This window comes from Nonomuraea sp. CA-143628 (genome assembly GCF_050942315.1).
Taxonomy (GTDB): domain Bacteria; phylum Actinomycetota; class Actinomycetes; order Streptosporangiales; family Streptosporangiaceae; genus Nonomuraea.
This window is the reverse complement of record NZ_CP192072.1, coordinates 5,989,476-6,015,746: the sequence shown is the minus strand read 5'-3', so window position 1 is coordinate 6,015,746 and position 26,271 is coordinate 5,989,476. Positions and strand designations below refer to the sequence as shown.

Annotated in this window: 20 protein-coding genes; 10 read left to right on the top strand and 10 right to left on the bottom strand. The window is 71.2% G+C overall.

All coding sequences use genetic code 11. From position 1 onward, the window contains the following. Nucleotides 1-110: 110 nt before the first annotated feature. Nucleotides 111-542 carry a DUF1622 domain-containing protein gene (locus tag ACQP2T_RS27430; RefSeq protein WP_433518914.1) on the top strand — a complete coding sequence of 144 codons (432 nt, stop codon included), beginning with the start codon at nt 111-113 and terminating at the stop codon, nt 540-542. On the opposite strand, the gene ACQP2T_RS27425 is transcribed toward ACQP2T_RS27430, so the two are convergent. The 3 genes from ACQP2T_RS27425 to ACQP2T_RS27415 all read right to left on the bottom strand — a co-directional run bounded on the left by ACQP2T_RS27425 (nt 531) and on the right by ACQP2T_RS27415 (nt 7,700). Further along, nucleotides 531-3,437: a CBM35 domain-containing protein gene (locus tag ACQP2T_RS27425; protein ID WP_433518913.1), complete on the bottom strand. Its 2,907-nt coding sequence runs from the start codon at nt 3,435-3,437 to the stop codon at nt 531-533. The genes ACQP2T_RS27430 and ACQP2T_RS27425 overlap by 12 nt on opposite strands. 133 nt (nt 3,438-3,570) lie before the next feature. Continuing rightward, a complete protein-coding gene (locus tag ACQP2T_RS27420) occupies nt 3,571-5,451 on the bottom strand; it encodes a CASTOR/POLLUX-related putative ion channel (protein ID WP_433518912.1) in 1,881 nt (626 codons plus the stop codon). A gap of 245 nt (nt 5,452-5,696) precedes the next feature. Next, nucleotides 5,697-7,700 (bottom strand): GTP-binding protein, encoded by a 2,004-nt coding sequence (locus ACQP2T_RS27415; protein ID WP_433518911.1) that lies wholly within the window; start codon nt 7,698-7,700, stop codon nt 5,697-5,699. A gap of 232 nt (nt 7,701-7,932) precedes the next feature. Here ACQP2T_RS27415 and ACQP2T_RS27410 point away from each other — a divergent pair, with 232 nt between their 5' ends. From ACQP2T_RS27410 to clpX, 3 genes are read left to right on the top strand one after another with little or no spacing between them, the layout of a single operon-like run. Beyond that, entirely contained in the window at nt 7,933-8,721 is a 789-nt protein-coding gene (locus ACQP2T_RS27410; RefSeq protein ID WP_433518910.1) for a hypothetical protein, read from the top strand. Continuing rightward, nucleotides 8,691-9,110, top strand: coding sequence for a cytochrome P450 (locus tag ACQP2T_RS27405; protein ID WP_433518909.1), 420 nt, complete (start codon nt 8,691-8,693; stop codon nt 9,108-9,110). The genes ACQP2T_RS27410 and ACQP2T_RS27405 overlap by 31 nt, the downstream gene beginning before the upstream one ends. A 32-nt stretch (nt 9,111-9,142) precedes the next feature. Beyond that, nucleotides 9,143-10,360 carry an ATP-dependent Clp protease ATP-binding subunit ClpX gene (clpX, locus tag ACQP2T_RS27400; protein WP_433518908.1) on the top strand — a complete coding sequence of 406 codons (1,218 nt, stop codon included), beginning with the start codon at nt 9,143-9,145 and terminating at the stop codon, nt 10,358-10,360. Nucleotides 10,361-10,364: 4 nt separating this feature from the next. Here the strand turns inward: clpX and ACQP2T_RS27395 are convergent, their stop codons facing one another. Next, nucleotides 10,365-11,351, bottom strand: coding sequence for a phosphotransferase family protein (locus tag ACQP2T_RS27395; RefSeq protein WP_433518907.1), 987 nt, complete (start codon nt 11,349-11,351; stop codon nt 10,365-10,367). Nucleotides 11,352-11,512: 161 nt separating this feature from the next. Between ACQP2T_RS27395 and ACQP2T_RS27390 the strand changes: the two genes are divergently transcribed. From ACQP2T_RS27390 to ACQP2T_RS27375, 4 genes are all read left to right on the top strand, one after another. Beyond that, nucleotides 11,513-11,995, top strand: a complete 483-nt coding sequence (locus ACQP2T_RS27390; RefSeq protein ID WP_433518906.1) for a cation:proton antiporter regulatory subunit — start codon at nt 11,513-11,515, stop codon at nt 11,993-11,995. An 8-nt stretch (nt 11,996-12,003) separates the two neighbouring features. Beyond that, nucleotides 12,004-13,164, top strand: coding sequence for a cation:proton antiporter (locus tag ACQP2T_RS27385; protein WP_433518905.1), 1,161 nt, complete (start codon nt 12,004-12,006; stop codon nt 13,162-13,164). Between the two features lie 317 nt (nt 13,165-13,481). Then, nucleotides 13,482-17,342 carry a Pls/PosA family non-ribosomal peptide synthetase gene (locus ACQP2T_RS27380; protein WP_433518904.1) on the top strand — a complete coding sequence of 1,287 codons (3,861 nt, stop codon included), beginning with the start codon at nt 13,482-13,484 and terminating at the stop codon, nt 17,340-17,342. Beyond that, on the top strand, nt 17,339-18,601 hold the full coding sequence (locus ACQP2T_RS27375) for a M1 family metallopeptidase (protein WP_433518903.1): 1,263 nt from the start codon (nt 17,339-17,341) through the stop codon (nt 18,599-18,601). Before ACQP2T_RS27380 ends, ACQP2T_RS27375 begins: the two co-directional genes overlap by 4 nt. A 6-nt stretch (nt 18,602-18,607) precedes the next feature. Here the strand turns inward: ACQP2T_RS27375 and ACQP2T_RS27370 are convergent, their stop codons facing one another. Then, nucleotides 18,608-19,975: an MDR family MFS transporter gene (locus ACQP2T_RS27370; protein ID WP_433518902.1), complete on the bottom strand. Its 1,368-nt coding sequence runs from the start codon at nt 19,973-19,975 to the stop codon at nt 18,608-18,610. Nucleotides 19,976-20,086: 111 nt separating this feature from the next. Between ACQP2T_RS27370 and ACQP2T_RS27365 the strand changes: the two genes are divergently transcribed. After that, complete coding sequence (locus ACQP2T_RS27365) at nt 20,087-20,656, top strand: TetR/AcrR family transcriptional regulator (protein WP_433518901.1); 570 nt, start codon at nt 20,087-20,089, stop codon at nt 20,654-20,656. Between the two features lie 2 nt (nt 20,657-20,658). On the opposite strand, the gene ACQP2T_RS27360 is transcribed toward ACQP2T_RS27365, so the two are convergent. Then, nucleotides 20,659-21,528 (bottom strand): phenylalanine 4-monooxygenase, encoded by an 870-nt coding sequence (locus ACQP2T_RS27360; RefSeq protein WP_433518900.1) that lies wholly within the window; start codon nt 21,526-21,528, stop codon nt 20,659-20,661. A 110-nt stretch (nt 21,529-21,638) separates the two neighbouring features. Here ACQP2T_RS27360 and ACQP2T_RS27355 point away from each other — a divergent pair, with 110 nt between their 5' ends. After that, a complete protein-coding gene (locus ACQP2T_RS27355) occupies nt 21,639-22,175 on the top strand; it encodes an NUDIX hydrolase family protein (protein ID WP_225296815.1) in 537 nt (178 codons plus the stop codon). 95 nt (nt 22,176-22,270) lie between these two features. Here the strand turns inward: ACQP2T_RS27355 and ACQP2T_RS27350 are convergent, their stop codons facing one another. The 4 genes from ACQP2T_RS27350 to ACQP2T_RS27335 all read right to left on the bottom strand — a co-directional run bounded on the left by ACQP2T_RS27350 (nt 22,271) and on the right by ACQP2T_RS27335 (nt 25,882). After that, nucleotides 22,271-22,924 (bottom strand): DUF4142 domain-containing protein, encoded by a 654-nt coding sequence (locus ACQP2T_RS27350; protein ID WP_433518899.1) that lies wholly within the window; start codon nt 22,922-22,924, stop codon nt 22,271-22,273. A gap of 104 nt (nt 22,925-23,028) precedes the next feature. Then, the gene (locus tag ACQP2T_RS27345; protein ID WP_433518898.1) at nt 23,029-23,529 is read right to left on the bottom strand and encodes a MarR family winged helix-turn-helix transcriptional regulator; all 501 of its coding nucleotides are present in this window, start codon (nt 23,527-23,529) and stop codon (nt 23,029-23,031) included. Between the two features lie 47 nt (nt 23,530-23,576). Then, nucleotides 23,577-24,245 (bottom strand): nitroreductase family protein, encoded by a 669-nt coding sequence (locus ACQP2T_RS27340; RefSeq protein WP_433518897.1) that lies wholly within the window; start codon nt 24,243-24,245, stop codon nt 23,577-23,579. Beyond that, entirely contained in the window at nt 24,242-25,882 is a 1,641-nt protein-coding gene (locus tag ACQP2T_RS27335) for an AMP-binding protein (protein ID WP_433518896.1), read from the bottom strand. The genes ACQP2T_RS27340 and ACQP2T_RS27335 overlap by 4 nt, the downstream gene beginning before the upstream one ends. Nucleotides 25,883-26,271 lie beyond the last annotated feature (389 nt).

Here is a 26,271-nt window from a genome sequence, read left to right as displayed (position 1 = left end):
GTGCGGGCGGCCGGCGGCGGCGCCGCTGCTCCCGTCCGGGCAGGTCCCCGGCCAAGCGCTGGTGGGTACATCCGGGATGACGCCAGCGCGCCCAAGTGGCGTATGCGACCATGATCCGGACGTATCGGCGGGCCGGGGAGAGGGACAGCGTGCAGGTGAAGGACGTCATCGAGCTCATCGGCACGGTGCTGGACATCGCGGGCGTGGCCGTGATCGCGGCCGGTCTGGTCATCGCCACCATCACGTACGGCGTGAGGCTGGCCCGGTCCCGCCAGGTGGCCGGTCTCTACCAGGCCTACCGGCGGAACGTGGGCCGCTCGATCCTGCTGGGGCTGGAGTTCCTGGTCGGGGCCGACATCATCAAGACCGTCGCGGTCTCCCCCACCTTCGAGAGCCTTGGGGTGCTGGCCATCATCGTGGCGGTCCGCACGTTCCTGAGCGTCTCGCTCCAGGTCGAGCTGGACGGCCGCTGGCCCTGGCAGCCGCCCCGTGCCGCCGGGGAGCCCGGCGGCACGGGGCGGGCACCGGCCTCAGCCGAGTGACAGCCGGTCCAGGTCGGGCGCGGCCTCCTTGTCGTTGTGGATCTTGATGGTGTTGGCGCCCGCCCGCAGGGTGACGGGCACGGACGTCGTGTACGGGGTGCTGTTGCCGGCGCCGCTCACCTTCACCTCGATCGGCGCGGCGTCGTTGACGGTGACGAAGTAGGAGCGGTCGCCGTTGACCGTGAAGTCGATGAACAGCGTGTACTGGCGGGCCGTGTCGACGGTGACGTTCTCGAACAGCACGTACGCGTCCGCCGCCCCGCCCAGGTTGCGCACCTTCTGCCCACCCGAGCACAGCGAGCAGCTGGTGATGCCCGCGCTGCCGAGCCGGTTGCGCGAGTCCTCGGCCTCCCGCACGAACACCCGGTCGGCCGGGCGCGGCCGCACTCGCAGCTGCTTGGTGACCTGGTTGGCGCGGCCCAGCACCTGGAAGGAGGCGGTGATGGGGATGTCGGCCGCGGTGACGTCCTGGCCGGGCGGCGAGGTGAGGGTCCAGGTGCCCTCCAGCGTCTGACCGAGCCGCAGGGTGGCGGCCGTCGCGGCGGCGCCCGTCAGCGTCCAGCCGGCCGGCACCACCGGGGCCAGGTTGACCTGGTCGAGCGCGTCGTCGACGTCGAGCCGCAGCTTCGTCGACACCTTCATCGACTGCTGTCCTGGACCGACCCACTGCAGGCCGGACGGGTCCACGGTCATCGTCGTCTTGGGGATCTCCGAGGCCGGCGGCATCGGCGCGACGGCGATCCGGTCGAGCCCGGGGCCCTGCCGGGCCGTACTGGACAGCGTGATCGTGTTGGCGCCCGCGTTCAGTGGCACCGCCAGCGCCGTGGCGGCGGGTACGTCGGCGTTGTCGCCGCTCACCGGCACCTCCACCGCCGCGGCGCCGTTGACACTGACCGACAATGAGGTGGCCGCGGCGGCGGTGTTGTTGAGTTCGAGCCGGTACGTCCCGGCCGCCGGCACCGTGACATCGCGGTAGGTCACCGCGTTGCGCGGGCCGCCGCCCAGCCCTGTCACCCTGGCCAGGCCGGAGCAGGCCTGGCACAGGTCCGGCCGGGCCGAGCCGCTTCTGGCCGCCCGCTCCGCCTCCAGCGGCATCGCTGCCCCGAGGCCCACCGGGTAGGCCGATGCCACCTTGATCTCATCGATCTGGAGCTCCTGGTAGAAGCGCGGCGCCTGCGGGCCGCCCCAGGTGTTGAGGACCTCCAGCTTGAGGTAGCGGGCGCGGGTGCCGCCCAGGTCGATGAACTGCGCGCCGCGCGCGCTGCGCATCGCGGCGGAACGTACGGGCTTGCCCCAGTGCTTGCCGTCGTCGCTGGCGTAGACCCGGTAGTCCTTGATCCGGGCCGAGTCCTCGGGACGGCCGAACGACTCGCGGGCGTACGTCGGCGACCCCTCGCGCTGGTTGACCGCCAGGTAGGCGGCCTCGCGCCGCTTGCCGAGGTCGAGGGTGAGGGAGACGGGCAGCGTGGCGTCGCCGTCCCAGTAGTTCTGGAAGCTGCCGTCGACCAGGGCGCTCGCCGGGTGACCCGCGCGGGTGGACGTGGCGGTGGCCTTGAGCGCGCTCTGGGGATAGAAGTGCTCCTGGCCGCGAGTCTCGACCTTGAACACGGTGTCGTAGTCGTCCCACTTGGTGATGCCGAGGATCGTCAGGTAACCGCCGGACTGGGCGAACCGCATCCGCTCGCCCGTACGCAGATCGCTCACCGCGGACACGCGGTAGCCGTTGTCGCGCAGCCGCACCTGATCGGTCCTGGGCCGGGTGACCACGTGCACGTACTGGACCTTCGCGCCGCGCTCGACGGTGACGACGCCGTGCGCGCCGTCGTTCCAGAAGCCCGGCTGCATGCCGCCGTACATGTAGCCGCCGCCCTCGGTCCCCTGCAGCGACGACCGGATCGGCGGCACCCACCCGGCCATGAAGTTGTTGAACTCCTCCTGCTGCGGCGGGAACTTACCGTTGACCATCGGGGTCTCGGCCATCAGCGACTTCATCGAGGAGCCGGCGTTGGTGACGTAGCGGCCGGTGCTGAGGCGGAAGTCGACGGGGTGGCTGCCGCCGTCGTACCACCAGTCGCCGGTGGTCGGGAGCTTGTAGTCGGCCTCGGTCAGGCGCGGCATCGGGGTGAAGGCGGCCTGCGGGTAGTCGTAGGACGGCGTCATGCCGGTCTTCTGCTCGTTGCTGACCGTGTCCATGATCGGGGTGTCCTCGTTGTTGTTGCTCAGCAACCAGGACGGGCGCTTCTGCCGGATCTGCTCATAAAGCTGGTTCTGCTCCCAGTACTCGTTGTCGTTGTCGATCCAGAACCCGGCCAGGTCCGGATAGTTCTCCATGACCTCGAAGAACAGGTCGTAGCTGAACTGGCCGAACCCGTTCCTGGTGGTCAGGCCGACCGAGCGGCCCTTGTAGGCGGAGTAGGCGGCGGAGTCGAGCGTCTCGACGCCCTGCTCGTTGTGCCACTGCGGGTCGTCGGTCATGTAGAGGATGACCCGTACGCCCTTGGCCTGGCCCGCCTTCACCAGCTCGCCGAGCAGGTCGCGCTGGGTGGCGCAGCTGCCGGGGATCTTCGACGGCCACGGCCGGGCGTAGCCGAGCCGGCTGTGGAAGGTGGCCAGCACGATGTAGGAGGCGCCCAGCTTGCGGGCCTCGTCGACCCAGTAGTCAGGGCTCCAGCCGCCGCCGGTGACGTCCCGCTCCCAGGCGGCGCAGTCGAGGTGGCGGGGCGCGGTGAACATGCCCCAGTGCAGGAAGAGCCCTGCGGTCGAGTCGCGCAGCCACTGCTGCCGCGGGTGCTCGACCTCCGCGCCGGCGGCTGGGGCGCCGACGATGTAGGCGGTCAGGGCGAGAAGGAGGGCGGCGCAGGCGGACAAGACTCTGGAGGGGGTGCGGCGCTGCATGGCGATCGCTCTCTCGTTGGGCTGACGGGGGTAACGCCAACAAGACTGATCTCTCAGACATCCGACGAATACACGAGACAGAGCCCAGAGTCAAGAAACACCGCCCTCCGGGCGGTCAACTCATCCGATGACTTCAGTCCTCGGCGAGGACGATCACCAGGTCGCGGGGGCCGAACGTGACAGCGGACGACTTACCCGGATTTAGTACGACACCGTAGGCGGGTGGCGAGGCGGCCTCGGCCAGCACGCGGTAGCCGATCGCGGTCTCGCCGCGCGTCCGCGCGGAGTAGATCACGGTGGCGAAGCTGACCGAGACTCCGGGCTGGACGTAGTCCGTGGCCGGCTTGAGGTAGATCTCCGACCCGGCGGAGTCGAACAGGAAGCGGAAGACCTGCCCCAGGTGCGGGTTCTCCGACAGCTGGGTCATCAGCAGGCTGATCAGCTTGTCGCTGACGACGAAGTCGTCGGCCTTGGTGACCTGGGCCAGCCGGCGGTTGCGGTCGTCGTTCATCTCGCTGACGATCGCGTACCGCTGCCCGGACCTCGAGGCCATGTCGCGCAGGTGCAGCAGCGTCACCAGCGTGCGCGAGTCGGCGTGCTGCGGATCCAGCCGGTCGTCGGCCAGCACGATGATGTGGTCGAAGGTGCCCACGTCCAGCGCTTCCAGGGTGACCCGGTCGGTGGTGTCGCATTCCTTGACGTTCACCGCCAGGTTGCGCAGGGCAACCTTCGCCCGGTCCAGGGTGTCGCTCTCCTCGACGGCGCCGGCCGCCACGTGCAGGGTCGACCCGGGCGAGACGTAGTGGTCCAGCTCCTGCACGATCTTCGGGGCGCGACTGTTCCAGCCCAGCAGCAGCGTCCGCTCCGGCGGCGTCGCCTGGCGGACCGGGCGGGTGATCGCGCCCTCGACGATCGGCGGGAAGCTGCGGACGAGCCGGATGGCGGAGTCGTCCTCGGCGACCACGATCATCTGGTCGTCCGGCGTGATCTCGGTGTTCATCGGCGGGTTGAGCACCACGGACCCGTCACCGTGCCGGATGCCGATGAGCGAGGCGGTCTCGTAGGCGAACAGCGCCTCGCCATAGGGGAAGCCGGTCAGTTTCGGCTCGGCCCGCAGGTAGATCTCGTCTCCGCCGAAGTCCAGCAGGTCCGTGCAGACCACCGACAGGCCCGACTGGCGGCAGGACTGCACGATGAGCCGGGAGGCGATGTCGTCGGTGTCGACCACCTGCGCGTGGCCGCCCCCGGCCAGCTCGGCGGCCACCAGGTTGGTCGTGTCCGTGACGGAGGCGATGATCGGCGGGCGGCGCCGGCGCCAGTTGCGGTTCGTCAGCGCCAGCAGCGTCTTGACGACGTGCGCGTCGGGATCCTCACCGGCCGGGGACAGCACGATGGCCGCCCGTGCCGTGTCGAGGCTCATCAGGTCGAGGTCGGTCGGCTCGGTCGGGCTGCCGGAGCGGATGACGACCCGGGTCTTGCCGGTGCCGCCCAGCCGCGCGCGCAGCTCCTCCTCCATCTCCAGCTTGTCGCGGTCCCCCAAGATCGCCACGCAGGACTTCGACTCGCTCTCGTTGGCCTCCACCAGCTCGGGGATGATCGTGAAGATCTGGTCCGACCAGCCGATCAGCGTCGTGTGCCCGGACTCCACGATCTTGGAGCGGCCCTTACGCAGCTCCGTCAGCTTGTTGTCCAGACCGGTGGTGAGCACACCGACGAGGCTGCTGACGATGAGCAGGCCGCCGATCGTGATCGTGAACCCCAGGATGGTGAAGAGCGCGCTGCCCTCGTTGTCGCCCGCCACGGTGCCGGCGTCCATCGCCCGCATGAGCATGCCCCACAGAGCCTCGTTCCAGCTCTTGTGCGGCAGGTCGTCCCCCGCGAGCACATAGACGAGCACGCCGAAGCTGCCGACCATGACCACGGTCACCAACGCGAGCCAGCCGATCAGGGCCGGAGTGCCCCTCGACATCGTGTTGTCGAACCAATAGCGAAGACGCTCGCGCCGCGTGGCCATGACCAATCCCGTCCTTCATGGATCGCCGCATGCGACAAGCGACCCGGTCCCTGTCCCCGTTCGACGGACGGGACGCCGTGCAGCGCGCCTTTCCCCGTGGCTGTCCCGTTCGCCTGTCTCTCGGGCTCTGCCTCGGTGACCGTGGTTACCAGAGGCGCCGGAGGTGACTCTGAGGCGCGCGGGCCTAACAATAGCGACATCTACCCCTTTGTCCCCACCGATCCGCCGAAAGCATCGCCCTCCGGTCAGACCCGCCGCATGACGTGCAGCAGGTATTCCTTGCGATCCAGCGGGTTGTGGTCCGTGCGCGGCCGGGCCGGTGCCGTGCCGGAGACGGGCTGGTAACGGTCGAAGGCCGACTCCAGCACGCCTTCGCCGCGGGTCAGCCCCGGCAACTGCTGCTGCAACTCATGTACGCGGGCCGCCGGGATGTCCCCCTCGACCAGGCAGGAAGCGCCCCGCATGGCCGGTGCGCGGGGGACGGCCCGCAGCCGGGCCAGCTCCGGCAGCACGCCGCCGATCGTGTCGGCCGGGACCTCCAGGGTGAAGCGGTGGATCGGCTCGTGCACCCTGGTGCCGGCCTGCCGTAGCGCGTTCATCAGCACCAGTGGCGTCAGGTGGCGGAAGTCCGCGCCGGTGCTCGACATGCTCTTGTCGAAGACGGCGTGGGAGTGACTTTGGCGGGGCGAATAGCCGGAATGCGTCATGGTGACCGTGCAGTCGGTGACCTGCCATCCGTACAGGCCCTGGTTCAGGCTCTCCCGTACAGTGTCCTCGACCGCCTTGTGGAAGGCCAGCGGCAGCGCGCCGGGCGAGACCGCCAGCCGGTAGCGCACGCCGGTGCCCACCGGGGCGGGCTCGACGCGCAGCCCGACGGTGGCCAGGAACGGGTTGGGCGCCTTGCCGTTGAACTCGACCGCCGCGCCGGCGCCGATCGGCCGTTCGACGCAGATCGTGGTCGTCTCGCGGAAGCCGACCTCGAGGCCGAAGTCGGCGGCCAGGGTCGCCTGGATGACCTCCTTCTGCACCTCGCCGTAGAGCGAGACGTAGATCTCCTGCCGGATGTCGTCCTGGCGCAGGTCGATCAGCGGATCCTGCTCGGCGAGCTGGGCGAGGGCCACGCGCAGGGCGCCCAGCGCGGCGGGGCGCGCGGGGACGACGACCGTCTCCAGGGTGGGCGGGGCGAAGTGGTGGCGGCCGGCGTCCTCGCGCGGTTCGCCGATCGTGTCGCCGAGCTGGATGTCGGCCAGGCCCCACAGCTTGCCGATCTGGCCCGCCGCGACCGAGAGGCGCTGGACGTCGGCGCCGCGCTCGAACACGCTCAGCGCGGTGACCTTCTGGTCGTCGCGGGGCTCGCCCTGACCATCGTGGAACCGCAGCCGGTCCCGTACGCGTACCGTTCCGCCGAACATCCGGGCATAAGCGATCTTCTCCCCCGCCGGGCCGCGTTCGACCTTGAAGACCGTGCCCGAGACGGGGTCGCCGGGCTCGCCCTGGGCGGCGGGCAGCAGCCGCGCGATGCCGGCGCTCAGCGCGTCCACGCCCGCGCCGGTGATCGCCGAGCCGAAGAACACCGGGTGCGCCTGCGCCTGCCCGGTCTGCGCCGCGAGCTCGCGCCGCAGCCGCCGGTAGGAGACGGCCGTCTCGTCATGGACGTACGCGGCCAGGAAGGCATCGTCGTGGTCGGCCAGCAGCTCGGTCAGCCGCGCGGTGAAGGCGGCGTCGCCGGGTCCGTACGGAAGGAAGGCCGCGTCTGAAGTGCCCGGATCGCGCACCGAGCCCATCGCCACGATCGCGGGCGTCAGCTTCTCGGCGATGGACCGCAGCAGCCCGTCGTCCTGGGCGCCCCGGCGGTCGATCTTGTTGACGAACAGCAGGGTGGGGATCCGCAGCCGTCGCAGCGTGCGCATCAGCACGCGGGTCTGGGCCTGCACACCCTCGACGGCGGAGATCACCAGCACGGCGCCGTCGAGCACGCTCAGCACGCGTTCGACCTCGGCGATGAAGTCGGGGTGGCCGGGCGTGTCGATCAGGTTGACCGTGACGTCGCCGATCACGAAGGAGACGACGGCGGACTTGATCGTGATGCCGCGCTGCCGCTCCAGGGCCAGCGAGTCGGTCTGGGTGCTGCCGTCATCGACGCTGCCGATCTCGTCGATGACACCGGCGGCGTAGAGCAGCCGCTCGGTCAGGCTGGTCTTACCGGCGTCTACATGCGCCAAGATCCCCAAGTTCAGCGTGCGTTTCAAGCGTTCTGTCCTCTGGATAGGTGGCTGTTGCCGTCGCGGGGGACAAGAACGCTGGCCTCATCGGCGTGCTCCTCGGGTTGGGTGGACTGGTTGCCGGGAGGGAGTACAACAGACGGCCGCCGGGCCGGGCAACCGATTTTGCGCGACCTGCCGGCGTTTGCCGAACATCCATCATCAAGATACCTTCACCACTCGTATGATGACATCATCCGAAATTCAACGTGGAGTGCACATGACCAGCGACGTACCGCACATCGACCTCACCAACCCCGACGTGCATCGCGACCCCTTCACCGCCTACGGCCGCGCCCGCGAGCTCTCCCCTATCGCCCGCGTGGGCGCCCCCGGCTTCGGCCCCATGTGGGTCGTGACCCGCCACGCCGACATCAAGACGATGCTCGGCGACCCCCGGTTCGAGATCAGAAGCGACAGCTTCATGCGGCCCGACGTCCCCGAGGACTACCGGCCGTACATGCGCACCATGTCGGAGATGAACGGCGCCGAGCACCTGCGGCTGCGCAGGCTGGCCGCCCCCGCCTTCACCGCCCGCCGCGCCGCCGACTTCGCCCCGCGCGTCGCGCCCATCGTCGAGGCCCTCCTCGACGATCTGCCCGGTCACGGCCCCGTCGACCTGATGACCCATTTCGCCCGGCCGCTGCCCATGGACGTGATCTGCGAGCTCGTCGGCATCCCCGCGCCCGACCGCCCCAGCTGGCGCGAGTACGGCGCCACCGTCGTCACCGGCGCCGGTCCCGCCTTCGCCGCCGCCATACCCCCGATCATCGATGGCGCCAAGGCGGCCGTCGCCCGCCGCAGGGCCGAACCCGCCGACGACCTCATCTCCTACCTCGTCGAGGCCCAGGCGGAAGACGGCGACCGGCTCAGCGACACCGAGCTCGTCACCCTCATCTGGCATCTCGTCATCGCCGGCCAGACCCCCACCAACCTCATCGCCAACGCCGTCGAAGCCCTGCTCACCCACCCCGGGCAATGGCCGCGCTGCGCGCCGACCCCGGCCTGATGCCGGGCGCCGTCGAAGAGCTCATCCGCTGGTGCGGCCCGACCCTGCTGACGATCCCCCGCTACGCCCGCGAAGACGCCGAGCTGTGCGGCATCCCCATCGCCAAGGGAGACGCCGTCACCGCCTCGATCGCCGCCGCCCACCGCGATCCCCGCGCCTACACCGACCCGGACCGCCTCGACATCACCCGGCCCGCCGGACAGCCCGGGCATCTCGGCTTCGCCCACGGTCCGCACTTCTGCGTCGGCGCCGCCCTCGCCCGCGTACAGACCGAAGTCGCCCTCACCACCCTGCTGCGCCGCCACCCCGGCCTCGCGCTCGCCGAGCCCGCCCCGCGCGCCCCCGACCCCGGCACCTGGCGCCTGGCGGCCCTCACCGTCACCCTCTGATCGTCAACCTCGATCGCCAAGGAGACACCTCAGTGGTCCGCGACCAGCCGACATGCACCTTCTGCGGCAAGACCCAGCGGCAGGTCCGCAAGCTCATCGCCGGCCCCGCCGGCATCTGTATCTGTGACGAATGCATCGGACTCTGCACCGAACTCATCGAGGCCGACGAGCACACCCCGCCCCCTGACCTGCCCACACCACGGGACATGCACGAACGCCTCGACCACTACGTCATCGGCCAGGACGCCGCCAAAAGAACACTCGCCGTCGCCGTCTACAACCACTACAAACGCGTCCGGCACACCGAGGACCTCGAACTCGGCAAATCCAACATCCTGCTCATCGGGCCCACCGGCAGCGGCAAGACCCACCTCGCCCAGACCCTGGCCAGAATGCTCGACGTGCCCTTCGCCATCGCCGACGCCACCGCGCTGACCGAAGCCGGCTACGTCGGCGAAGACGTCGAGACCATCCTCCTCAAACTCCTTCAGGCCGCCGGAAACGACATCGCGAAGGCCGAGACAGGCATCGTCTACATCGACGAGATCGACAAGATCACCCGCAAGAGCGACAACCCCTCCATCACCCGCGACGTCTCAGGCGAAGGCGTCCAGCAGGCACTGCTCAAGATCCTGGAAGGCACCACAGTCGGCGTCGCACCCCAAGGCGGCCGCAAACACCCCCACCAGGACGTCATCCACATCGACACCACCCATGTGCTGTTCATCGCGGGTGGCGCCTTCACCGGCCTCGACGACCTCATCGGCCAACGCACCGGCCGCGGCGCCGCCGGATACGCCCCCACCCGGACAACCGGCCCGCGACCTCACGTCACGCCCGCCGACCTGCTGAGCTTCGGTCTCATCCCCGAGCTCGTCGGCCGGCTACCGGTGATCTCCACCCTGCGCCCACTCGACCGCGCGGACCTCATCCGGCTCCTCACCGAACCCCGCGACGCGGTCATCAGGCAGTATCAGCGGCTCTTCGCCCTCGACGGCATCGACCTCGAATTCACCGCCGAAGCCCTCGCCGCCATCGCCGACCAGGCGCTCCTGCGCCGCACCGGCGCCAGGGCCGTCCGCGCCATCCTCGAAGAGACACTGCTCAATCTCATGTACGAGATGCCGAGCCGCGACGACGTGGCCCGGATCGTCATCGACCGCGACACCGTACTCAACAACGTCAATCCCACCCTGGTGCCCCACGACCACCCCAGCCGCCGCCCGGAACGCCACGGCAAGTCGGCTTGACGGCTCACCCGCCGACGAACGTCAGCGCCTGCTGCAGATTGTGCTCGGCGATCCCCCGCATGAACTCGCGCCCCGGAAAGTCACCCTCGATCAACCGCAACGGCCCGGCCACCAGCGACAGACGCATCGCCAGTGTGTAGAACGACAACCGCCGCTCATCCAGCCCCTCCCAGCGCAGCGCCTCGTAGTGCTCGTGGAAGCGCAGGCGCAGGAACGCGTGCTCCCACTCGACGTCGAAGTACATCAGCCCTTCGATGTCGATCAGCATCGGCCGCCCCGCGTCGTCCACCAGCACGTGGTCCGGCCCCAGCTCCCCATGGACCAGCGCGTGCGCCGAGCGCGGCCGCACGCCCGCCGCCAGCTCCCGGACCACACCCTCCAGCCGATCACGGGCCGCCGCGAGCCGCCCGTCCCGAGCGGCCCCGTCCTCGAGGTCGACGAGCGCCCGGTCGAAGACCAACTGCTCGCACGACCGGCCCACGGAGACCCCGCCACGGTCGACCCAGGCCACCTTGCCGAAGCCCGGCGCCACCTGACCCCGCATCTCCTCGAGCGCTTCGGCCAGCCGCGCGAGGACCGGAGCCGCCGCCCGCGGATCACGCTGGAGCAGCGTCTCCAACGTCCCGCCCGGCACGTCCTCGACCACCGCGATGTCGGCCGGATAGAGCTCCCTGCTCCGGTCGGCCAGATAGACCCGTGGCACCCGCACCCCGGCGCCGTCCAGCCGCCGATGAGCGGCCTCGAACAACTCCAGACCGGAAGCGGGCGAGAACGGGTCCGCGGGATCGTCGACCTGAAGACCGGGCCAGTAGTTCTCGGCCGCGTCCCAGATATAGGCGATGGCGGTTAACCCGTCGTCGAGCAGGAGCCGGTACACGCCCTTCTTCGTGCCACCTCTCAGGCGCGTCACATCGGCCAGCCGGCGCTCGGCCCCCAAGGCCGCCCGCGCCACACCCGTCAGCTGCTCACGCGCGGCGAACCTGCGCTCCATGGCTCCCCCGGATGGTCTATCGGCAACTGTCAGGTGTGGGACCATAACACGGCGTTGATGCCGTCCCGCCTGCTTCTCCCCCCAGACGACGCCCCGCCGTCAACACGCAGGATTGATACGGTTTGACCTAGTAATCGAAATCTTGACCGGATGGGGTAGCGGTGGAGATCGAACAGACGGCGTTGCCAGGGATCGGGCTGCGGCACGAGTTCACCACGCGGTCCGGAAGGCGGATAGGCATCGTCTCACACCGCACCGGCCGCCGGGACCTGGTGATCTACGATCCCGCCGACCCCGATCGCGCGTGTGAGACCGTCAAGCTGAACGACGAGGAAGCCGACGCGCTGGCCGAGCTGCTGGGCGCGCCGCGGGTGATCCAGCGGCTCAACGACCTGCATCGCGAGGTCGAGGGACTGGTCAGCGAGAAGCTGCCGATCGGTGAGGACTCGCCGTACGCGGGCCGGCCGATGGGAGACGCGCGGGTGCGCACCCGTACGGGCGCCTCCATCGTGGCCGCTGTACGCGCCGGCCAGGTGCTGGTCAGCCCGGGCCCGGACTTCGCCCTGGCGGCCGGTGACGTCGTGGTCGTGGTGGGCAGCGCTGACAGCACCTCCGCGGTAGCCGACATCTTTACCAACGGATAGGGCCGCGAGTGCATCACACGGCGATTCTGTTCCTGGAGTTCGGCGCGGTTCTGCTGGGGCTCGGCATCTTGGGAGCACTGGCCCTGCGCGTCGGCATCTCCCCGATCCCCCTCTATCTGATCGCCGGACTCGCCTTCGGCACCGGCGGCATTCTGCCGCTGGCCACCAGCGAGGAGTTCATCTCTGTCGGCGCCGAGCTCGGCGTCATCCTGCTGCTGCTCACCCTCGGCCTGGAGTACAACGCCGACGAGCTGGTGACCAGCTTGAAGGGCAACGCCCGGGCCGGGCTCGTGGATCTGGTGCTGAACGCGGCACCGGGCGCGATCTGCGCCTTACTTCTGGGCTGGGGCCCGGTGGCGGCGGTGGCGATGGCCGGGGTCACCTACGCCACCTCCTCCGGCATCACCGCGAAGGTGCTGTCGGACCTGGGCTGGATCGGCAACCGGGAGACACCGGTGGTGCTGTCGCTCCTGGTCTTCGAGGACTTGACGATGGCCGTCTACCTGCCCGTCCTGACCGCCCTGCTGGCCGGGTTGAGCCTGGTGGGCGGCGCGATCACGGTGGCCATCGCGCTGGGCACGGTCAGCGTGGTGCTCCTGGTCGCGCTGCGCTACGGCCGCTTCATCGAGGCGTTCGTGCGCAGCCCCAACTCCGAGGTGCTGCTGCTGAAGGTGGTCGGTCTGGCGTTGCTGGTGGCCGGCGTGGCCCAGCAGCTCCAGGTGTCGGCCGCGGTGGGCGCGTTCCTGGTCGGCATCGCGCTGTCCGGGGAGCTGGCGGAGGACGCCCAGGCGCTGCTGGCCCCGCTGCGTGACCTGTTCGCGGCCGTCTTCTTCGTCTTCTTCGGCCTGCAGACCGACCCGACGAAGATCGGCCCGGTGGCCGGGCTGGCCGTGCTGCTGGCCGTGGTCAGCATGGTCACCAAGTTGCTGACCGGCTTCTACGCCGCCCGCCGGGCCGGTATCGGCAAGGCCGGACGGGCCAGAGCGGGAATCTCGCTGATCCCTCGCGGCGAGTTCAACATCGTGATCGCCGGGCTGGCGGTGGGCGCCGGTGCCCACCCCGATCTCGGACCGCTGGCCGCGGCATATGTGCTGATCCTGGCCGCGTTCGGGCCGCTGGCGGCGCGGCTGGTCCAGCCGTGGATCACCGCCATCGCCCGGCGGGCGTGATCTTCCGCTGGGCATATCGGCCGACGCCTTTACAAAGTAGACTCCTATCCGCGCGCGCTCGCAGACGCGGGCGGATAGGAATAGACGGCCGATGCGCGACTGTTGGTATCGCGGTGGCGCAAAAGCCACAAAGGCGGCGGACGCAGCGTGTGCCCTTCAGAGCCCCTTCAGGGGCGGCAGGATGCGGCAGGGTCGGCTCCGCCTGACTTGAGGAGCAGTATTTGCGCCCATACGCAGCCGATCTCCTGCAGATTGACCATACCGAGCGTACCGCACCGTTAACCATAGCTTCACGCGCCGTTTATCCGGCGGGCCCGTTGGCGGCGGCACCCCGCACCCTGCTCGACATCCTCGACGAGACCGCGCGCCTCCACCCGGACGAACCCGCGCTCGACGACGGCACCACCCGATTCGGCTACCGTCGGCTCCGCGCCGAGGTGGCGCGGGTGGCCGACGAGCTCACGGCCTCCGGGGTCCGCCGCGGCGACCGGGTGGGCGTACGCGTGCCGTCCGGCACCGTCGAGCTGTACGTCACGATCCTCGCCGTGCTCGCGGCCGGCGCCGCGTACGTGCCCGTTGACGCCGACGACCCCGAGGAGCGCGCCGAGCTGGTCTTCACCGAGGCCGCCGTCTCCGCGATCGTGACCGGCAGGGCGAGCGACGACCCGGCCGACGAGCCGGTGGACGACCCGGCGGACGAGCTGACCGGCAGACTGGTCGTACGGACCATGTCGCCCGAGTCGCCGGCCGCCCACGACGACCGCGCGCCCGAGCCGGACGACGACGCCTGGATCATCTTCACCTCCGGCTCCACCGGCAAGCCCAAGGGCGTCGCCGTGACGCACCGCTCCGCCGCCGCGTTCGTCGACGCCGAGGCCGGCCTGTTCCTCCAGGACCGCCCGCTGGGTCCCGGAGACCGGGTGCTCGCGGGCCTGTCGGTCGCCTTCGACGCCTCCTGCGAGGAGATGTGGCTGGCCTGGCGGCACGGCGCCTGCCTGGTGCCCGCCCCCCGGTCGCTGGTGCGTACCGGCATGGACCTGGGCCCCTGGCTGGCCGCGCAGGGCATCACGGCCGTCTCGACGGTGCCGACCCTGGCCGCGCTCTGGCCGGTCGAGTCGCTCGACGGCATCCGGCTGCTGATCTTCGGTGGCGAGGCGTGCCCGCCCGAGCTGGTGGAGCGGCTGGCCGTACCGGAACGAGAGGTCTGGAACACCTACGGCCCCACCGAGGCGACGGTCGTCGCGTGCGCGGCGCGCCTCACCGGCGCGGAGCCCGTACGCATCGGGCTGCCCCTCGACGGCTGGGATCTGGCCGTGGTCGGCGAGTCGGGCGACCCGGTGGCCATGGGCGAGACCGGAGAGCTGATCATCGGCGGCGTGGGCCTGGCCCGCTACCTGGACGCGGCCAAGGACGCCGAGAAATACACACCGCTGCCGTCACTGGGCTGGGAACGCGCCTACCGCAGCGGTGACCTCGTACGCGCCGAGCCGGAAGGGCTCTACTTCCTCGGCCGGGCCGACGACCAGGTGAAGCTGGGCGGCCGGCGGATCGAGCTGGGCGAGGTGGACGCCGCGCTGCAGGCGCTGCCGGGCGTCACGGGCGCCGCCGCCGCGGTGCGGACCGCCGGTGGCGGCCACCAGCTGCTCGTCGGCTACCTCGTCGCGGGCGACGGGTTCGACCTCGCGGAGGCCCGCGAGCTACTGGCGGAATCGCTGCCCGCCGCGCTGGTCCCCCGGCTGGCGATGGTCGAGGCGCTTCCGACGCGTACCTCGGGCAAGATCGACCGTGACGCGCTGCCCTGGCCGCTGACCGAGCCGGGCACCTCGGCCGGCGCGCCCGGCGAGCTGAGCCCGATCGAGACCTGGCTGGCCGAGCGGTGGAGCGACGTCCTCGGCGTCGCGCCGGACGGGCCGGAGGCCGACTTCTTCACCGACGGCGGCACGAGCCTGGCCGCGGCCCGGCTCGTGTCGGTCCTGCGGATCGACTACCCGGACGTGGCCGTGGGCGACGTCTACGCGCACCCGACGCTGGCCGGGCTGGCGGAGCTGCTGGTCACGCGCGGCCCGGCCAAGTCGGCGCGCCGGGCGGTGACGCCGATGCCCGTGCGGGCCTCGGTGGCGCAGGCCGCGCTTATGGTGCCGCTGCTCACGGCGGGCGCCATGCGCTGGATCGTGCTGCTGGCGACGCTCGGCAACCTGCTCGCGCCGCCTTGGGCGCCTGCCCTGTCGTGGTGGTGGGTGGCGCTGGGCTGGCTGGTCTTCGTCACCCCGCCGGGACGGATGGGCCTGGCCGCGGGGTCGGCCCGGCTGCTGCTGCGCGGCGTACGGCCCGGCCGCCATCCGCGCGGCGGCGGCGTGCACCTGCGGCTGTGGTTCGCCGAACAGCTGGCCGCCAGGCTCGGCGTCCCCGACCTGGCCAGCGCGCCGTGGATGGGCCTGTACGCCCGGATGCTCGGCGCCCAGGTGGGCCCCGACGCCGACCTGCACTCCGCTCCCCCGGTGACCGGGCTGCTCCGGCTGGGCGGCGGCGCTTCGGTCGAGCCGGAGGTCGATCTCAGCGGCTACTGGTACGACGGCGACGTCGTGCGCGTCGGCGAGATCCGGATCGGCGCGGGCGCCACGATCGGCTCCCGGTCGACGCTGTTGCCCGGTACCAAGATCGGAAAGAACGCGCAGATCGCCCCGGGCTCGGCGGTCGCGGGCACCGTACCGGCCGGGCAGCGCTGGGCCGGGGCCCCGGCCTCCCGGCAGGGCAAGTCGCGCCGGTCCCGGCCGTCCGACCGGGCCGTCCGCTCCCGGCGCTGGGTGCTGGTGTACGGCCTGTCGGCCGTGGTGCTCAGCCTGTTGCCCGCGGTCGCCATCGTGTCCGGCCTGGCGGTCCTGGCCCGCTACGCCGGGGACGCGCGCACCCTCGGCGAGGCGCTCACCGGCGCGCTGATCGGCGTGCCCCTCGCGACGATCGTCGGAATGACGGTGTTCGCCCTGGTCACGCTGGTGAGCGTGCGGCTGCTCGGCATCCGCCTGCGCCCCGGCCACCATCCGGTGCACAGCCGCCAGGCGTGGCAGGCGTGGGCGACGGGCCGGCTGATGTCCGCGGCCCGGGTCTGGCTGTTCCCGCTGTACGCGAGCGTGCTGACGCCGGCCTGGCTGCGCGCGCTCGGCATGAAGGTGGGCCGGGGCGTGGAGCTGTCGACCGTGCTCGCGCTGCCCACCATGACCTCCGTCGGTGACGGCGCCTTCCTGGCCGACGACACGATGGTGGCCCCGTACGAGCTCGACGGCGGCTGGATGCACATCGCCACGGCGCGCATCGGCAAGCGGGCCTTCCTCGGCAACTCGGGGATGACCGCGCCGGGCCGCAAGGTGCCCAAGGACGGCCTGGTGGGCGTGCTGTCGGCGACGCCGAAGAAGGCCAAGTCCGGCTCGTCGTACCTGGGCATGCCGCCCGTCGAGCTGCGCCGGACCACCGAGGAAGGCGACCGGAGCCGCACCTACGACCCGCCCGCGCGGCTGAAGGTGGCCCGCGCGCTGGTCGAGCTCTGCCGTGTGGTGCCCGCGATGGGCACGGTGGCGCTGGCCGTACTGACCGCCGGGGCGGTGGAGTGGCTCGCGGCGTCGTACGGCTTCGTGGTGGCCGCGCTGCTCGGCGGCGTGCTGTTCCTCGCGGCCGGAGTGGTCGCGGCGGCCGTGGCGACCGGCGCGAAATGGGCGCTGGTGGGCAGGATCGCGGCGAGCAACCGGCCGCTGTGGAGCTCGTTCGTCTGGCGCAACGAGCTGGCGGACAACTTCGTGGAGGTGCTGGCGGCGCCCTGGTTCGCCGAACCGTGGCTGGGAACAGCGCCCCTGAACGTGTGGCTGCGCTCACTCGGGGCAAGCATCGGGCATGGGGTCACCCTTCACACCTACTGGCTGCCCGAGGCGGACCTGGTGAGCGTCGGCGACGGCGCCAGCGTCAACCGGGGCTGCGTGCTGCAGACGCACCTGTTCCACGACCGGGTCATGAGCATGGACACCGTCACGCTGGACGGGGGCGCGACACTCGGCCCGCACGGCGTGATCCTGCCCGCCGCGCGGGTCGGCGCCGACGCCACGATCGGCCCCGCCTCGCTGGTCATGCGCGGCGAGGGCGTTCCCGACGGCTCCCGATGGTTCGGCAATCCCATCGCGGCCTGGCGATGACGTCGTACTTTCCCTCGCACGGCGACGCCAGGTACGGCGTCGCGCACTACGAACTGGCACTGAAGTACCGCGTGTCGACCAACTGGCTGGACGGCACGGCCCGGCTGTCGGTGCTCGCGCACGAGCCGCTCGACGGCCTGGACCTGGACTTCGGCACCTTCCGCGTGGTCGGCGTCACCGTCGGCGGCGTCAGCGTCCGCTGCACGCATCGCGACGGCAAGCTGCGCGTCGGCCTGCCCGCGAGGCTGCACGCCGGGGACACCGCCACGGTGGAGGTCCGCTACACCGGCAGTCCCCGGCCGGTACGGAGCCCATGGGGCGGCCTGGGCTGGGAGGAGCTGAGCGACGGCGCGCTGGTGGCCGGTCAGCCGATCGGCGCGCCCTCCTGGTTCCCGTGCAACGACCGGCCCGACGACAAGGCGTCCTACCGGATCACGGTCACCACCGCCTCGCCGTACCAGGTGGTCGCCAACGGCGTGCTCGCCGGCAAATCGCGGTCGGCGGGCACCACCACCTGGGTGTACGAGCAGGCCGAGCCCATGGCGAGCTACCTGGCCAGCGTGCAGGTCGGGCGCTACCAGTTCACGGATGTGGGCCGCACGCGCCTGGCCCACCCCGCCCGGCTCGGTACGCGCGCCCGTCACGACTTCGGCCGTCAGGACCAGATGATGGCGCTGTTCACCGACCGGTTCGGCCCGTACCCGTTCGCCACCTGCACCGTCGTGGTGGCCGACGACGACCTCGACATCCCGGTCGAGGCACAGGGCATGGCGATCTTCGGGCGCAACCACGTCGACGGCCGGCGCGGGCACGAGCGGCTGGTCGCGCACGAACTGGCCCATCAGTGGTTCGGCAACAGCCTGACCGTGGCCGCCTGGAACGACATCTGGCTGCAGGAGGGCTTCGCCACGTACGCCGAGTGGCTGTGGTCGGAGGCGTCCGGCGGGCAGACGGCCGACGAGCTGGCCGCCCGCTGGCGCCGCCGCCTGGAGGTGCTCCCCCAGGACTTCGTGCTGGCCGACCCGGGGCCGGCGGTGATGTTCGACGACCGCGTCTACAAGCGCGGGGCCCTCACCCTGCACGCGCTGCGGCGGACGCTGGGCGACCAGGCGTTCTTCTGGCACCTGCGGGACTGGACCACCGCTCACCGGCACGGGAACGTCTCCACCGACGCCTTCGTCGCGCACATGCGGCGGCACACCTCCCTGCCCGTCGGGCCGCTGTTGTCGTCGTGGCTGTACGACAAACAGCTGCCGTGACACCCGTCACGTGCGCTGATAACAGAGAGCCGGTACGACGGCGAGGGCGGTGAACGCCAACGCCCAGGCGAACGTGTGGCCGAACGCGGCCCCCGGATGGTCAGCGAGCTGGCGTTGCAGGATGACGGCGAGCACGGCGGTGCCGAACGAGCCGCCGAGCTGCTGCATGATCCGGGTGGTGCTGCTGGCGTGCGGAATCCGCGCCCGGTCCAGTCCGCGGAAGGCGCCGACCATGATGGCCATGTTGACCGCGCTCAGCCCGGCACCCCGGACGACCAGCGCGGCGCCCAGGATCAGGCCGCCGGTGTGCCGGTCGGCGAAGGCGAAGGGGAGGGTGCCCAGCGCCGTCATGGCGATGCCCGCCAGGACGACCGGCCGGGGGCCGACACGGTCGGTGACGCCGCCCAGCCCTCTGGCGAGGAGGCTGCCCAGCCCCTGCGGCGCCAATAACAGCCCCGCGGCCACCACGCTCGCGCCACGGTCCTGCTGGTAGTACAGCGGGAGCAGCAGCATCGACCCGAACATCGCCAGCCCCGACAGGAACAGCAGCGCCGAGGACACGGCGAACGCCCGCGTGCGGAACAGCCGCAGGTCGATGAGCGGGTCCTCGGTACGCGTCGCGTGACAGGCGAAGCCGGTCAGCAGCAGTGCCCCGGCCGCCAGCGGGCCGAGCACCGCCGCGTGACCGAACCCGCCTTCGGCGCCCACCCGCGTCAGCCCGTACATGAGGGCGGCCAGCGCGGGCGAGAGCAGGAGCAGGCCGGTCACGTCGAGGCGGTGACCGTCGCGCGGAGGGTCGGCGGGCAGGCCGCGCCAGGCCAGCAGCACCGCGAGCAGGCTGATGGGGACGTTGACGTAGAAGATCCAGCGCCAGCTCAGGTGACCCACGATCAGGCCGCCGGCGACCGGGCCGAGGATCGGGCCGACGAGGACGGGCAGGCTGACGACGGCCATCAGCCGGCCGAGCCGCCTGCCGTCCGCCGCCCGCATGAGCACGGTCTGCAGGATCGGCAGCATCAGCCCGCCGCCGACGCCCTGCAGCACGCGGAAGGCGATGAGCGAGCCGAGGTTCCAGGCCACGCCGCACAGCACTGAGCCCGCCAGGAACAACAGCTGCGAGGCCGCCCACATCCGCTTGGCGCCGAAGCGGTCCACGGCCCAGCCGGTGATCGGGATCGCCATCGCCAGCGCGAGCAGGTAGCCGGTGCTCACCCATTGGACGGCCGACACCGGCGCGTCCAGGTCGCGGCCCAGGGTGTGGAGGGCGACGTTCACGATGGTGCTGTCCAGCAGGGGCGCCAGCGCGCCGAGCACGAGGATCCCGGCGAGCTTCAGCACCGCGGGGTCCAGCCGTTCGGAGGTGGTGGTGGTCATGTTCGGTCTCCCCGGATCGATTAGAGACGCATCGATTAGAGACGCATCGTCTCCAATCCGTACGATAAGCTCGGCATGACAGGAGACGCAACGTCTCTAACGGAGGTTCTGGTGCCGCAGCAGACCAACCAGCGCCGTCGCGGCGCGGCGCTGGAGGAGACGATCCTCGAGGCCGCCTGGGCAGAGCTGGCCGAGGTCGGCTACGCCCGCCTGACCATGGAAGGCGTGGCCGCCCGGGCTCGCACCGGCAAGCAGGTCCTCTACCGCCGCTGGCGCAACCGGGCCGAGCTCGTCGTCGCCGCCATGCGCCACAGCACCGGATCCATCGCCGACCAGCCGCCCGACACCGGCGAGCTACGCGGCGACGTCCTCGCCGTGCTGCGCCGGATGGTCGAGCGGCAGCGCGACATCGGCCAGGACGTCATCCACGGCCTCCTGGCCGACGCCCCCGACCTCGACCCGGGCCCGTTCGCCGTCATGAGCGAGGTGATGAGCGGCGTGCTCGAACGGGCCGCCCGGCGCGGTGAGATCGCCTCCGCCCGGCTGAGCCCCCGCGTCGTCTCGGTGGCGACCAACCTGCTGCGCCACGAGATCATGTTCGCCCGCCACCCCGTCTCCGACGGCACGCTCGTCGAGATCGTGGACGAGGTGTTCCTGCCTCTGGTCCACGCCACAGCGTGAGGTCAGCCCCGCGGTCGCAGTCGCGTGGCCGTGTCGTCGTCGAAGGTGTCGAGGAAGGCCGCGAGGGTGTCGGCGACGTGCGGCAGGGAGCGGGCGCGGAACAGCACGGGCTGGTATCCGGAGATCTCGTAGGAGGTGGCCAGCACGTCGAGCGGGTTCAGGTCGCGGATCCGGCTGCGGCCGACCCGCTCGATCTCGCCGTACGACGACAGCAGTGCCGCCCCGTACGCCTTCGGACCCCCGCCCTCCTCCAGAACCCCATATTCCAGAGTGAACCAGTACAGATCACTGATGATCTGGAGGGCATTCTCCGTCTCCACCCGCGTCGCGGCGTTGCCGATCAGCCGGTAGATCGCGGCGAACTCCGGCGCGGCCAGGTGGATGCCATGGCCGAACACGTCGTGGATGATGTCCGGCTCCGGCGAGTACAGCGGCACGGCCGGATGGCGGACGAACTGCACGGCGTGGAAGTAGCCCCGGGCCATCGAGCCGAGGAAGCGCTTGTTCTCCACCACTCCCCCGGCCAGCGTGAAGTCGAACCCCGTCAGCCGCCGCAGCCGGGCGCCGACCACCGCGTGCGGCGGAATGCGGTCGGCGGGGACCCGGATCTCCTCCCGCGCCTCCAGCACGGCCCGGCACGCGTGAGCCCGGTGCGCGACGTCGAGCGCCCGATGGACCCGGCGCCAGGTGGCGTGCTCGCTCTCGGTGTAGTCCACCGGCGGCGACGGGTCCCCCACCCGGTGGCCGCGGGCCAGTTCGGCGAACGCTTGGCGCCGGGCGAGGTAGCGCGAATCACACCGCCCCGGGTGCTCGGCGGCGGCGCCGATCGCGCCGTCGGCGCTGATCGGGGTCCGGCGCCACACATCCCTCATGGACAGATTCATTACCGGACGGTCGCGCGTCTGACGCCTGCGGCCATACGCTTTACCGAAGCTTGGCGAGTCCGCGTGGATCAAGGGACGCTGGGACGTACGATCGGCAGATGACCGAAAAGACCGAAACTGTGCCCGGCTGGCTCGCTCCGGAGGAACTGGAGTCGGTTCGGGGGCGGATGCCGATCCTCTATATCGACGCCGTGCCCGTGCGAGTCGACGAAACCGGCGTGGTGACCCGCGTCGGCCTGCTGCTGCGCATCGCCTCGGACGGGACGGTCAGCCGGGCGCTGGTCTCGGGACGCGTGCTGCACCACGAGCGGGTCCGCGACGCGCTCCTGCGGCATCTGGAGAAGGACCTCGGCCACACGGCGCTGCCCCAGGTCCCGGCGTCGCCGCAGCCGTTCACGATCGCCGAATACTTCCCGACGCCGGGTGTCACGCCCTACCACGACCCGCGCCAGCACGCGGTGTCGCTCGCCTACATCGTCCCGGTCGCCGGTGACTGCCGGCCCCGCCAGGACGCGCTGGACTTCGTCTGGTTCACGCCGGAGGAGGCCGCGTCCCCGCTGGTCCAGCAGGAGATGACGGGCGGCCAGGGAGTGCTGCTGAAGCAGGCGCTCGCCCAGGTCGGCCGCCTGCCGTAACCCGGTCGGGGCAGGCGCTCGCCCAGGTCGGCTACCTGCGTGACCCGGCCGGGGCAGGCGCCCACCCAGGTCGGGCGCCTGCCCTGACCGGGGGCTCAGGTGGCCGGCGGGGACGGGAAGGCGTCGGGCTGGACCAGGCCGGTGCTCTCCAGCAGCCGCTGATGGTTCAGCACCGCCGCGTTGGCCTTCTCGGAGAAGGGCCGGACCAGGGTGTTCTGCGTGCTGCCGCGTACGGCGCCGATGAGGGCGAAGATCTGGCCGTGCGCGAGGCGCAGCCACTTCACGAACGTCGAGTCGTACTCCTTGCCGGACCGGCTGGAGATGTCGTCCATCCATTCCTTCTGCAGGTCGGTCGGCTTGATCGGCAGTTGCACCTTGAGCTTGGCCGCGAGAGCGAGGACCTGCTCGTCGAGAACACTGTGCTGGGCGGCGATCTCCTTGCTGACCTGCCGGACCCGCGCGCTGCTGGCCCGCGTCTGGGCCTGCTGCGCCATGGTCATCTCCCACAGGGTGGCGAGCCGGACCTTGGTGATCAGCTCCCGGTCGGCCGCCGACAACGGGCCCCACTTGGTCGCCCACGTACTTTCGTCCTTCACCACCGCGGCCGCGGCGGGCGGCGCGCTCTCGACGGTCGGCACGACCGTCGCGCTGGGAATCTGGGCGCCGGGCAGACCGGCGCACGCGCCGAGAGCCAGGAGCATGGCGACGCCACTGATGACGAGAACGGGACGGCGGTGTCGCAGTCGCACGCCGTCACCCCCTTTGGGTCTGGACTGTTCACAAGGAGGTACGCGGGCGCGGGCGGTGACGTTCATAGCAGGATGCAATTTTTGCCCTGAGCAAAGATTTTCTCTCAGACGTCCGGCCAGCCGAGCGGATGCAGGGCGCTCTCCGGCGGCTCACCGCCCGCCTCGTTGAAGGCCGTCATCGCCGCGACCAGCGCCCGGCGCTGCTCGGCCGGCATCCGCGAGACGATCGCGGCGATCTCCGCACCGCGCCGGGCGGTGACCTGGTCCACGATCTGCCGTCCCTCGGCGGTCAGGCTCATCAGGCTCTCCCTGCGGTCGCGCGGGTTGGCCTCGCGCACGATCAGCCGGGCGGCGGCGAGGCGGTCGGCCATCCGCATGGCCGTGGAGGGGTTGACGTTGAGCAGCTCGGCCATGGCGACGAGCTTGGTCGCCCCGCGCCCGGCCAGCACCACGAGCATGCGGAACTGCGGCAGCGTGACCTTGTCCCCGACCGCGCCGAGCGAGCGCACGGCGATGGCGACGAGCAGGCGCGAGCCGGTGAGAACCGCCGCGACGACGGCGGACAGGTCCTCCCGGCTCCCCTGATCCACATTCCCCTCTGACATACGCACTGTTGTACACGCCCTTTCTGAGGGCGTCAGATCGGTTCGCGTCAGCCGGTCTGAGTGCCCGGCCCGCTCCAGCGATCCAGATGGAGCACGTCGTCGAGCGGCAGGCGCGAGGCGGGCTTGAAGCCGTCCCCGGTGTAGTAGGCGGTGGGGATGAGCGCGCCCTGCCGGATGTCGTCGGGGAGGCCGAGCAGCTCGGCCACCTCCCGCTCATAGGCCAGGTGCAGGGTGGTCCACGCCGTGCCCAGCCCGCGCGACCGCGCCGCGAGCATGTAGCTCCAGGCCGCGGGCAGCAGCGACCCCCACAGGCCGGCCTGGTTCCCCTCGGGGAGCCGGGACGCCTGGATGCACGGGATCACCAGCACCGGCACCTCCCCCATGTGCTCGGCGAGGTGGACGGCGCTCGCCGCGACGCGCTGCTGCACCTCGGCGCGGACCGGATCGTCCTGGGCCATGCTCGCGGTCACGCTCGCGGAGGAGAAGTACACCTGCGCCGAGCGCAGGTAGTAGTCCCCGATCCGCCCGCGCAGCTCGGGATCGGTGACCACGATCCAGTGCCAGCCCTGGCGGTTGCCGCCGCTGGGCGCCTGCAGCGCGATCTCCAGGCACTCCCGCACCAGTTCGATGGGGACGGAGCGGTCAAGGTCGAGACGCTTTCGCACGCTTCGGGTGGTGGTGAGCAGTTCGTCGAGACCGAGCGATGGGATCGTCATGAGCTCATCGTGCCACCGGCCAGTTTCCGCCGATCCACCTTCCCCGTCTGGTTGCGGGGCAAAGTGGTCACGAACTCGATGTCGCGCGGCACCTTGAACCCGGCCAGCTCGTACTTGACCGCCTGCTTGAGCTCATCGGCCGACAGCTTCGCGCCCGGCGCCCGGACCACGTAGGCGGCCAGGCGCTGGCCGAACTCCTCGTCCGGTACGCCCAGGACGGCCACGTCGGCGACGCCCGGCTGGCGGCCCAGGAGGTTCTCCACCTCCTGGGGGAACACGTTCTCACCGCCCGAGACGATCATGTCGTCCTCGCGGCCGTCGATGAACAGCAGCCCCCGCCCCTCCCGATGCCCGAGGTCGCCGGTGCTCAGCAACCCACCGGCTTCCCCAGCGGCCCCGTCGGCCTTGTTGGCTCCGCCCGCTTCGCCAGCTTCGATCCCGCCGTCACCGCGACCGCCGCCGCCCGAGTATCCGCTGAAGGTGAGGCCGCCGCCCACGAGCACGCGGCCCACCTCGTACGGGGGCAGCTCGCGGCCGTCCGAGCCGGCGATCAGGACCCTGGTCCCGCGCACAGGGCGCCCGATGGTGTCCGGGGCGGCACGCAGGTCGGCGGGGGTGGCCAGCGTGACCCAGCCGACCTCGGTGGAGCCGTAGAGGTTGTAGAGCACGTCACCGTAGGCGTCCATGAACGCGGTGGCCAGATCCGGCGGCAGCGCCGACCCGCCGGAGACCACCAGCCGCAGATCCGGCAGCGACGAGACGCCGCCGCGGGCGAGCAGCCGTTTCAGCATGACGGGCACGGCCACCATGGCCGTGGCCCGATGACGTCTGAGGACGCGCGGAACCGTCTCGGGATCGAAGCGCCGCGTCAGCACGACCGGGCAGCCGAGCACCAGCGCCACGCCGTACCAGAGCAGGCCGAGACCGTGGAACAGCGGCGGCGCGATGAGGATCGGCTCGCCGCTGCGCAGCGGCACGGTGGCCAGCATCGAGGTGAACGGCTCGGCCAGCGCGGTCAGCGACAGCCGGCGCGGCGCGCCCTTGGGCACGCCGGTCGTCCCGGACGTGAGCAGCACCAGCCGTCCCGGGCGGCGCGGTGCCCGGGGCTCGGGCCAGTCGGCGCTCGCGATCAGCTCGTCCAGGTCGCTGACTCGGGCCCCGGCGAAGTCCACCGCGGGGAGCTCCGGCGCGGCGATCAGGGTGCGTACGTCCTCGCGTTCCAGCACCTCACGCAGGCGCGGGCCGGCCAGGCCGGTGTTGAGCAGCAGCAGGTCCGCGCCCAGCCGCGAGACGGCCGCCAGCGCCTCGACGAAGCCGCGGTGGTTGGGCCACATGATCGCCACGGTCTGACCCGGCTGTACGCCGAACCGGCCGTACAGGGCCGAGGCCAGCGCCGCCACCCGCGCGTCCAGCTCGGCGCACGTCAGTGAGCCGTCCTCGTCGTGGATGGCGGGGCGATCCGGCCAGCGCGCGGCGGCCATGGCCACGCCCGTGGCCGGGGTGACGTGGAAGTGCCGGAACGCCTCGATCATGCGCGCCAGGTTCGCGGGCGGCACGGGGCGGAGCAGGCCGTTGCGGGCGAACGTCTCCGCGGCCTCGACACCGAGGCCGCAGAGCCGGGTCAAGCTGTTGATCATCCGGGCACCTCTCCTCCGGGGCAGCAAAATCCCTACCCCGGGAACAGGGTGTCAAGTGCGGTGACCTCCGGATGGTTCGTCACACGACCGTCTCGGCCCCTGTGACGGTCCGTGGCGGCTGGGGTCCCTCGGGCGGAATACCCCCTCCGGGGGCGAGAAAGAAGACCGCCCATCGTGGCGGGCGTCCCTCGGGAGGGACACCCCCTCCGGGGGCGAGAAAGAAGACCGCCCATCGTGGCGGGCACCCCCAGGACGGACACCCCCTACGGAGGCGAGCAAGGGGGCCGCGCGCCGCCAAGGACGGCCACCCCCTACGGGAGCGAGGAAGAAGACCGCCCGTCGTGACAGATATCCCTCAGGAGGGACACCCCGCCGGAGGAAGAAGCCGG

Coding starts and splice junctions, on each gene's coding strand:
- ACQP2T_RS27340 (WP_433518897.1), bottom strand. CDS start 24,245: ATGACGATCCCATCGCTCGGTCTCGACGAACTGCTCACCACCACCCGA.
- ACQP2T_RS27355 (WP_225296815.1), top strand. CDS start 21,639: ATGACCGAAAAGACCGAAACTGTGCCCGGCTGGCTCGCTCCGGAGGAA.
- ACQP2T_RS27425 (WP_433518913.1), bottom strand. CDS start 3,437: ATGCAGCGCCGCACCCCCTCCAGAGTCTTGTCCGCCTGCGCCGCCCTC.
- ACQP2T_RS27360 (WP_433518900.1), bottom strand. CDS start 21,528: ATGAGGGATGTGTGGCGCCGGACCCCGATCAGCGCCGACGGCGCGATC.
- ACQP2T_RS27370 (WP_433518902.1), bottom strand. CDS start 19,975: ATGACCACCACCACCTCCGAACGGCTGGACCCCGCGGTGCTGAAGCTC.
- ACQP2T_RS27405 (WP_433518909.1), top strand. CDS start 8,691: ATGGCCGCGCTGCGCGCCGACCCCGGCCTGATGCCGGGCGCCGTCGAA.
- ACQP2T_RS27375 (WP_433518903.1), top strand. CDS start 17,339: ATGACGTCGTACTTTCCCTCGCACGGCGACGCCAGGTACGGCGTCGCG.
- ACQP2T_RS27345 (WP_433518898.1), bottom strand. CDS start 23,529: ATGTCAGAGGGGAATGTGGATCAGGGGAGCCGGGAGGACCTGTCCGCC.
- ACQP2T_RS27410 (WP_433518910.1), top strand. CDS start 7,933: ATGACCAGCGACGTACCGCACATCGACCTCACCAACCCCGACGTGCAT.
- ACQP2T_RS27420 (WP_433518912.1), bottom strand. CDS start 5,451: ATGGCCACGCGGCGCGAGCGTCTTCGCTATTGGTTCGACAACACGATG.
- ACQP2T_RS27395 (WP_433518907.1), bottom strand. CDS start 11,351: ATGGAGCGCAGGTTCGCCGCGCGTGAGCAGCTGACGGGTGTGGCGCGG.
- ACQP2T_RS27430 (WP_433518914.1), top strand. CDS start 111: ATGATCCGGACGTATCGGCGGGCCGGGGAGAGGGACAGCGTGCAGGTG.
- ACQP2T_RS27335 (WP_433518896.1), bottom strand. CDS start 25,882: ATGATCAACAGCTTGACCCGGCTCTGCGGCCTCGGTGTCGAGGCCGCG.